The sequence below is a fragment of the Tabrizicola thermarum genome (assembly GCF_003574395.1).
GTDB classification, from domain to species: domain Bacteria; phylum Pseudomonadota; class Alphaproteobacteria; order Rhodobacterales; family Rhodobacteraceae; genus Tabrizicola; species Tabrizicola thermarum.
On the sequence record NZ_QMJY01000003.1, the window covers coordinates 1 to 8,956 of the forward strand.

Annotated in this window: 4 protein-coding genes and 2 pseudogenes; 3 read left to right on the plus strand and 3 right to left on the minus strand. The window is 55.3% G+C overall.

Annotated features, from left to right (window positions below):
• Positions 1–180: 180 nt before the first annotated feature.
• Positions 181–360 (plus strand): annotated as a pseudogene (locus D5084_RS04390) (transposase); the annotation flags it as partial.
• A 20-nt stretch (positions 361–380) separates the two neighbouring features.
• Here D5084_RS04390 and D5084_RS04395 read toward each other — a convergent pair.
• The 3 genes from D5084_RS04395 to D5084_RS18635 all read right to left on the minus strand — a co-directional run bounded on the left by D5084_RS04395 (position 381) and on the right by D5084_RS18635 (position 6,604).
• Positions 381–1,955: a hypothetical protein gene (locus tag D5084_RS04395; protein WP_128514305.1), complete on the minus strand. Its 1,575-nt coding sequence runs from the start codon at positions 1,953–1,955 to the stop codon at positions 381–383.
• On the minus strand, positions 1,948–2,751 hold the full coding sequence (locus D5084_RS04400; protein WP_128514306.1) for a polysaccharide pyruvyl transferase family protein: 804 nt from the start codon (positions 2,749–2,751) through the stop codon (positions 1,948–1,950). The genes D5084_RS04395 and D5084_RS04400 overlap by 8 nt, the downstream gene beginning before the upstream one ends.
• A gap of 196 nt (positions 2,752–2,947) precedes the next feature.
• Positions 2,948–6,604: a calcium-binding protein gene (locus D5084_RS18635; RefSeq protein ID WP_128514307.1), complete on the minus strand. Its 3,657-nt coding sequence runs from the start codon at positions 6,602–6,604 to the stop codon at positions 2,948–2,950.
• A gap of 347 nt (positions 6,605–6,951) precedes the next feature.
• On the opposite strand from D5084_RS18635, the gene D5084_RS04410 reads away from it, so the two are divergent.
• A protein-coding gene (locus tag D5084_RS04410) for an IS5 family transposase (RefSeq protein ID WP_274378865.1) occupies positions 6,952–7,721 on the plus strand; the annotation gives its coding sequence in 2 pieces (ribosomal slippage) (positions 6,952–7,288 and positions 7,288–7,721; 771 coding nt in all).
• Between the two features lie 315 nt (positions 7,722–8,036).
• Positions 8,037–8,862: pseudogene (locus D5084_RS04415) on the plus strand (transposase).
• The last annotated feature ends 94 nt before the right edge of the window (positions 8,863–8,956 follow it).

The window sequence follows — 8,956 nt, forward strand, 5'->3', positions numbered from 1 at the left end:
AAAAGGTTGCTCATCGGTCAGTCTCCTTGCGGAGGCGTGAATCACGCCGCAGAAGCAAGATCAATGGGTCCTGACCCTAGTTGAAGTCGCCAAACTCCACCTCGATCCTACACCTCGAAGGCCACCCGGGATCACTCCGTTGACGGCGCCGAAATTACACCACGTCCTCGAACTCAAACCAGGAAGTCGCGCGGCAAGCCAATCAGGCACAACAAGTGACGCTACAAACGCCGCAACAGGATCGAGATCATGTTCGGGAGCCTGAAGGACCCGCGCCGGGTCGCCACCCGCTACGACAGATGCCCGAAGGTCTTCCTCCCCGCCGTCGCCCTCGCCGCAACCGTCATCTTCTGGCTATAACGCGAGAACGAGTACTGACCCTAGCCGTTTGTGGGCCCCTGATAGAACGACCAAGTGTCCTCAAACCCGGCCACGTCGATCTTTAACTGCTCGCGCGTTGCATCCGCTCTTCTGAACACATTCCAAGAATGCTTCACACGGACCAGGAACTCTTGCAGAACCAGGCCAGCTACATCATCCAGCGCGGACAATTCAAGCGCAAGCGCATTTGTATTGAGCAAAAGGTCTGACCCACCTATTCTGTAACGGTCTAGGCCTCTAAACTTACTTTGCGTAACTGGTTCGCTATTTCTCACAATTGCATCCTGCTCCAATCCATCCATTGCACGCTCACCCTCATATATTTTCATCATATTGGCGTAAAAATACCCGCTTGCACCAATGAGCCTCTGTTGTTCGGAAACCCCATGGTCTAGAAACGTTTGAAGCGTCGAGATTAGCCAACGTGTGCTCAACTCATTTACAAGATTTACCCCGCACTCGTTCCAGATCCGATGGAACAACCTCCGAGCCTTACCAGTGTGCGGGGTGCCCCGGCGCAAGTAACTAATGCAAAACGCGTTCAATTTTGCCAGCTCTGATTTTCCCCGAAAGTGATAATCAAGAATGACCGACTGATCTGCCATGTCGCTTCGCGAGAGTCTCGGCTCCTCTCGCTCCTCAGGGAGGCGCTTCCCCAGAAGCGCATGAAGATCACAGTTTTCATCTGGCAGGAGGTCTAAACAATCTTGTGTAGAAAAGCGTGAACGCACTCTTTCAAAAAGCTCGGGCAGCGCGAAAGCAGCCTGGGATCCATTCATGATATTAAGGCCTCCGTCCTGCTGGACCGGCGCTCTTGGGCTCCAACCTCGAAGCAGAAGGCCCTTCGAGAACCACGCACTTTGGGGGAATGAGGATCTCGAATTTATACTTTCAAGAGCCTCAATGATATCGGGCGTGGGTGAGCGGTTAATCACGGATGCTTGATCGGGTAACTCCAAGCCTGTCAGACCGGCAACCCGAAGGAGATCCTTTATCCCAGCGTCTGCCTCAGACCTATACGGCACTTGAACCAGAGAGTGATCGAAGTTTTCCTTCACTCTTGCCAAAATATTCTGCCAGCTTGGTATCTCCCCGAGGCTATCCTGGAAATCGACGAATTTGCTAAACTGAGGGCGATGAACTAAGTTCTGATGATAGCAACTCCTGAGCCAGGCAGACTCCTCCCGCTCGAAGAAAACAAATGTAAGTGAATGAGGTGACAGAACGCGACGTAGCGTCCTAAAGTTTCTCAAAAGACGCTTGTAAATGCCCTTCTTTTTCGATCGCCCTGGAAGATCGCCGCAGAAGTCTTCTTGGCTTAAAATTACGATTGGCGAAGGTTGCAAGGTGATTGCGTTCTTTATCTCTTCCAGAGCAATTTCCGCATCGCTGTATGCTTCATGGGCAATTAGGCGCGCAGCTCTGTGCGTGACGGAATTCTGAAGGAAAGATATCCCGTGAGTTGCAAGAAAGCTTGTGTTTCTGTGCAGCCATTTTTGGATGGCCGATGATCCCGTTTTGTGCGGACCAACGTGAACAACTACACGCTTCGCGATCAATGACTGTTTACTCATCCCATAGATCCTCGACTCTACTCGCAAATCCTCTATTAAGTCTGCGGTACTCTGCCAACAGTGGATCAAACCTCTTCGCAGATCGGATGTTCTGCATCCAACTTTCTGGTTCTGCATATGTTGGTTCGTATTGAAATGTGCGAAACTTGTTGTTGTAGGGTATACAGACCACTTTGCGCCCGAGCAACTGCGCCCAGTAAACCCCATGATATGAGCTTGTGACCACAGTTTCACCAGACGCAATGAAATTAATTACGCTGATAGGGTCGCGCATGGAGTTGCTCATTGTTGGAATGTCAGTTGGAATAGAGGCTGGGCCTGGTTTTCGTCTGTGCATATACACAACCACTTCGTTCGTAGGAGATTGCGGATTATCAAAGGCTGGAGAAAGACAGCTGGCGCAAGGAATAAAGTCCAGTGCTTCTCGCCACTCGTAGTTTCGGGTAGAAAAGGCGGAGAACCGGCTTAGAATTCCTGCAATGTCCGCATCCCTTTTGCCTTTGGGTGGTATGCCAACACCCCACGCTATCAACTTTACAGACCTATTTTTATGGCTGATGCTAGCCGAGATCGTAGAAAGTTGCGAAAAGATCTGACCGCCTCCGAGCACCACTACTTCTGTGGATTCTGGCAATGATCTATTGAGGTTACTATTTTCGAAGAGGTCAGGCCATAGATATTGGCATGGGCCACACATCTGATCCCCAACATTATCGGCGCTGCAGTGAAATAGGTTGAGGAATGCGCGGGTCATGGTTGTTGAAGCTTCAGTCTGTTGGCGTTGGATCTGCTGCATGCAATAACACTGACGCAGTAGCGCTATTCTTTAGATTTGGCCCGGCAGAGTGTGCGGAGTGTCGGTTTCTTGAGGCCACACTGCTCGACGAAGGGCTATGTGCACCACATTCCAATCTTCCGACTGATAGGCCTAGTGGCGTGGTCTTCAAGTTCTGGATCTCGCTCTCTGGTTAGCCATTGTATCAGGGCTACATTCATAGGAAAAGTAGGTCTGTAACAGCAAGTGATTGGCCGACATCCAGGCTGAACAGCGCCACTGCATTAGCTGAGGATCCGCCGTCGAGGTCGAGGAACAGTGCGCGGAAGTTGGTGTCGTAGTAAAGAACCGGCGAGGTGCCGCCGAAACTGCCCGGCAGGCCCGCCCCGGTCTGCCACATATCCGCAAGCGTCGCGGCTCCGGCAATCCCCAGGGCCGCGCGGTCCAGTACCACCCGGTCAGTGCCCGAGGTGAAATCAAGTAACAGGTCCTCGGCATCCGCGGTGTTGAACACGAAATGATCGACTCCCGCCCCGCCGTGATAGACGTCGCGCCCCGCCCCGCCGTACAGCCAGTCGTCGCCGTCGCCACCGTTAAGATGGTCGGCGCCATTACCGCCGTAAAGCGTGTCGTTCCCGGCTCCCCCCCAAAGCACGTCGGCATTGTCGCCGCCGTAAAGAAGGTCGTTCCCCTCCTGGCCGTAAAGCCAGTCATCGCCAGCCCCGCCAAACAGCGTGTCGTTGCCGGATCCGCCGTCCAGGTTGTCGCCGGCGTCACCGCCGTCGAGAAGATCGTTGCCCTCTTGCCCGAAGAGCGCGTCGGTCTCGGTCCCGCCGTACAGCGAATCGTCGCCGAACGAGCCATAGAGCCAGTCGACCCCCTGCCCGCCGTACAGCACGTCATTGCCATAGCCGCCGTCGAGGTTGTCACCGCCATTGTCGCCGTACAGCAGGTCATTGCCAAAGCCGCCGAAGAGGGCGTCGGTGTCGTTTCCACCTTCTAGGCGATCATCGCCATCGCCGCCGAACAGCCAGTCCATCCCGTTGCCGCCGTAGAGGACGTCGTTGCCTACTTCGCCCTGCAGCGCATCGCCACCGTCGCCGCCGAAGAGGGTATCATCCCCCGTCCCACCCCAGAGCGCATCAATGTCGGCCCCGCCATAGAGCAGGTCGTTGCCCGCATCGCCATACAGCCAGTCCACGCCGTCCATGCCATGAAGCACGTCGTTTCCCGCCCCCGCTGCAATCGTGTTGTCCAGCGCATTGCCGGTGCCCAGGACGTTGAGCCCCGAAATCATCAGCAGGATCTCGACGTTGGCGGGAAGGGTGTAGCTGGCCAGGGTTGTTTGGACGGTGTCAATACCCGATGAGGCGTTTTCGACCACGACGTCGAGGACGCTGTCCACCAAGTAGAAGTCGTTGCCTAGGCCCCCTTCCATCCGATCATTGCCCGTGCCGCCGTCCAGTCGGTCATCCCCGTCGCCACCGAACAGCGTATCGTTGCCCGCGCCGCCATACAGCGAATCGTTTCCGCTGCCGCCATACAGAAGATCGTTGCCGTCCCCCCCGTACAAAATGTCGGTGCCAGTGCCCCCGTACAAGCGGTCATTGCCACCTTCGCCGTACAGCCAGTCTACGCCATCCAAGCCATAAAGCGTGTCGTTGCCCACACCTGCGGTAATTGTATTGTCGAGCACGTTGCCCGTCCCCGTCGAGCTTAGCCCCGAGGTCATCAGCAGGATCTCGACATTGGCGGGAAGAGTGTAGCTGGCCAGGGTTGTTTGGACGGTGTCAAAGCCCGATGAGGCGTTTTCGACCACGACGTCGAGGACGCTGTCCACCAAATAGAAGTCGTTGCCTCGGCCCCCTTCCATCCGATCATTGCCCGTGCCGCCGTCCAGTCGGTCGTCCCCGTCGCCACCGAACAGCGTATCGTTGCCCGCGCCGCCATACAGCGAATCGTTTCCGCTGTCGCCATACAGAAGATCGTTGCCGTCCCCCCCGTACAAAATGTCGGTGCCCTCTCCACCTCCCAACCGGTCGTTGCCACCGCGGCCAGAAAGAGTATCGTTTCCAAACCCTCCAACTATCCAATTGTGATCATCATTCCCTTCCAATCGATCATTGAAGTCTGACCCCGAGATATTCTCAATAGAAAAGAATGTATCGCCGACAGCCTCTCCGCCATTTCTACTTGCAGCTATCAAGTCTACATTTACGCCAGAAAGCGCACTTCGGTAGTCCGCCCAATCGGACCCACTGCCTCCGAATAACGCGTCCGCCCCAAAACTGCCAACCAGAGTATCATCACCATCTCCACCATACAGTACATCACTTCCATGACCACCAACCAAATAATCGTTTCCAGCCAAGCCATAAATGGTGTCATTGCCGCCGTGGCCGAAAATCGAGTCACTAGCAACACCGCCCATTAGAACATTGGCAAAATCCGAACCAACTATTGGGGTAGTAGCAAATGCTATAGAGCCCGGCGAAGGATCTGAAGAAATCCATTGCAACTCTACCTGAAGAACCTCGAAGGGCTTAAGTAGGAATTCAAAGTTGCCAGATCCACTGCGAAGCTGAGCGAGCACCTCTTCTGTAGCATCAACCAGCTCCCCGCGCACTGTAGAGCTTGTTGCAGAAAGGCCCTCACCGGGCCGTATCACCAAAAATCGAACAGTTGCGCCGGCTGCAACAGCGTCTCGTAACCCAGAAAACGAAAGCGTCTGATCCGTCCCACTTACTGAGCAATAGTAGTTTACTGTTCTATCATCACCAGAAAAGGAATAGGTGGTTGCTACAACTTCGCCCTCCGAATTCTTTAACATGTAGTCAACCATAGTGATGAAACCGTCTTGATTTCTGTCTAATAATCTTGTGCCAACGAGATGCTCAGACAAAAGCTTAAAGAGCAAGCCGGTTGGTGTAAGTTCTGATTCCCCGTACCAACTAAGCGTCCCTGGACTTGAGGAAGGTCCAAGACCCTGAACAGTGTAGACTTGTGCCCAGTCTACACCAGACTGTACCATATCCACAAACAGAGCTAGAAACAATGAAAGCCGCTCAAACCCAGTGATATTGGCATCATCACCGGTACTGCCGCCATTCCGCGCGGCCCGAACGTTCCATTCTGATGATATCAAATCCAGACGGCCAAACTTTCCAACATCCCAGCCGTCTTCTACAAGGCGGGCTATGCGGTTCGAGGCCACTAAGCCATTTGCTAGAACCTCAATCGGCGTTTCCCCTCGGGTCGGGAGGTAGAAGTGATCCACGACCCCATCAACGTACTTAATACGATCCTCACCAAGGCCATTCAATATCTCTACATTGTCTCGAATCCCACTCTTATCAATGTCCAAACTTCCATTTTGACCGGATTGCACCCATATATTGGGCCGCTGTTCAACACCGCTGTCAACTATTGCCTGATTGACCACGTCGACGATCCTACCCTGCAACAATCCGAACTCAGATGCCGTCCAGCCGGTTGGATTATTCTGCGGATCGAAGAGCAACCGATCGCTGAACCACTCATTCCCAATTTCGAATGCGGCGACGTTGACTGCGCCAAACTTTCCGGAAAGCACGCTTAGGACAAAGCTTCTTATTGCGACTTCACCCTCAGCAGTGAGAAATTGGTTTGCGGCCGCATCCTTATTAAAATATCGGAAGGTAGGCAGCACAAAAGTTGGGCTGATGCCATTCGCCGTCGCGTACGAAATGAATTCGCTTATCGGCTCAAAGTTTGCCGTGCTCCCTGGATTGAAGATGCTTTCCTGTGTTGTCGAGTTGGAATTTGCAAGGTTGAAGAATGTTTCAGTTTGCGATCCTCCTGGATAACGGAGATACCGGACGCCCAGTTGGGACAAGGCTTGGGTGTATATGCTTCCTTCATCAACGGTCTGACCTCTATTCTCGAATGAGGTGCCAAACAGGGCAGTATTTATCACGTCTGAGATCGCGCTTCCAGACTCATTAACTGTAACCGAAATATTTGACACGGTGCGTACCCCTGCTCACGACGTTTCCTCTGGTTGCCTGGGGGTGTCAGGGAGGCCGCTTCTGCGCCTTTGAGGTGGCATAAATCTACTTCATCGTACCGCCGATGCCAAATCTCGATTCAATAGCCATTTGTTAGAGTTTTATTAAATTTAGGGTCAGGACCCATTGATTTTGTGGGCTCGGCCTGATTCAAGCTCCGAAAGGAGACTGGATCATGAGCAACCTTTTCTGGCTGACCGACGCGCAGATGGCGCGGCTTCAGCCCTTCTTTCCCAAAAGCCACGGAAAGCCGCGGGTCGATGACCGGCGGGTGTTAAGCGGGATAATCTTCCTCAATCGCAATGGCTTGCGGTGGTGTGATGCGCCCAAGGAATATGGCCCGCCGAAGACCCTCTACAACCGCTGGAAGCGGTGGAGCGACAAGGGGGTCTTTGCCCGGATGATGGCTGGGCTGGCCGCCGAGGCCGCCACCCCGAAGACGGTGATGATCGACGCGACCTATCTCAAGGCGCACCGCACGGCGACCAGCCTGCGGTCGAAAAAGGGGGGCCAGGCGACCAGAGGGGCCGTCTGATCGGTCGGACGAAGGGCGGCATGAACACCAAGCTGCACGCCGTCACCGACGCTGATGGCCGCCCGATCCGGTTCTTCATGACGGCAGGCCAAGTAAGTGATTACACCGGCGCGGCGGCGCTACTGAGCAGCTTGCCAAAGGCAGAATGGCTGTTGGCTGACCTGGGCTATGACGCTGACTGGTTCAGAGATGCGTTGAAAGACAAGGGGATAAAGCCCTGCATCCCGGGCAGGAAGTCGCGCGGCAAACCCATCAAGCACGACAAGCGACGCTACAAACGGCGCAACCGGATCGAGATCATGTTCGGTCGGCTGAAGGACTGGCGCAGGGTTGCCACCCGCTATGACCGGTGCCCAAAGGTCTTCCTCTCAGCCGTCGCACTCGCCGCAACCGTCATGTTCTGGCTGTGAATGGAGAACGAGTCCTGACCCTAAGCGCGGGAGGCGTTTACCTTCAGCTAACCAATCTGTGGCTAACTTCAACCTTGGCGCTAGTCGCCCAATAAACAATCAACCTACCTCCGATCCCATCAATCCTCACGTCACATTTCAAGGATGGCAAGAACAATGAACACGCGATGCAAGCAGCAATCGAGCCCCAGACGGTGGCCAGGGTGAATGCAAACTCAACTATAGCGGGATGACGCTTGGGTGAATCTTGGGGGGGATTCCCGCGGGTTGGGATTTCTGATTCACGATGGGGGCTGGGTAAGGAGGCCAGCTTTCATGACGAGCCCCCTTTCGATGGATATCCGGGAACGCGCGATGGCGCGCTTGACGCTGGTGAGACGGTGCGCGCTATCGCCGAGGCCCTGAGCGTGGCCCCGTCGAGCGTGGTGAAGTGGTCGCAGCGGCGACGCCGCACGGGGAGTGCGGCACCCGGCAAGATCGGTGGTCACGTTCCGCGCAAGATCAGGGGTGCCGAGGCCGACTGGTTGCGCGCCCGGATGGCGGAGGGCAACTTCATCCGGCGCGGGCTGGTGGCGGAGCTGGCCGAGCGGGGCCTGAAGGTTGACTATCGCACGATGTGGGCCTTTGTACATGCCGAGGGCCTCAGCTTCAAAAAAACTGCGCTCATCAGTGAACAGGAGCGGCCGGACATTGCCCGCAAGCGCGCCCGTTGGAAGGCGCGCCAGGGCAGCATAGACCCCCGCCGCCTTGTCTTCATTGATGGTGAGCCCGCGAACGCCATCGGTTCGAGAGAGCAGGCGAACGGGGCCAAGACCAACATGGCTCCGGCTCGCGCTGCTGGAGGCCGCGCGGCCAGAGGCTGATCGGTCGCGCGCCCTTCGGGCACTGGAACACCATGACCTTCGTCGGTGCCTTGCGCCATCACGGGATCATCGCGCCTTGGGTCATCGACGGGCCGATCAACGGCTAGAGCTTCCGAACCTACGTCGAGCAGATCATCGCCAAACTCAAGCACCTGCTGCGCAAAACCGCCGAACGCACCAAGGAAGCCCTCTGGCGCAGGATCAGCTCACTTCTCGACCAGTTCACACCGCAGGGATGCGAAAACTACATCCGAAACGCAGGCTATGGTTCCGTGTAAGGTCATCCCGCTCTAGGGTCAGGACCCATTGATCTTGCACTTGCAGCATGATTCAGCCTCCGCAAGGAGACTGACCGATGAGCAACCTTTTCTG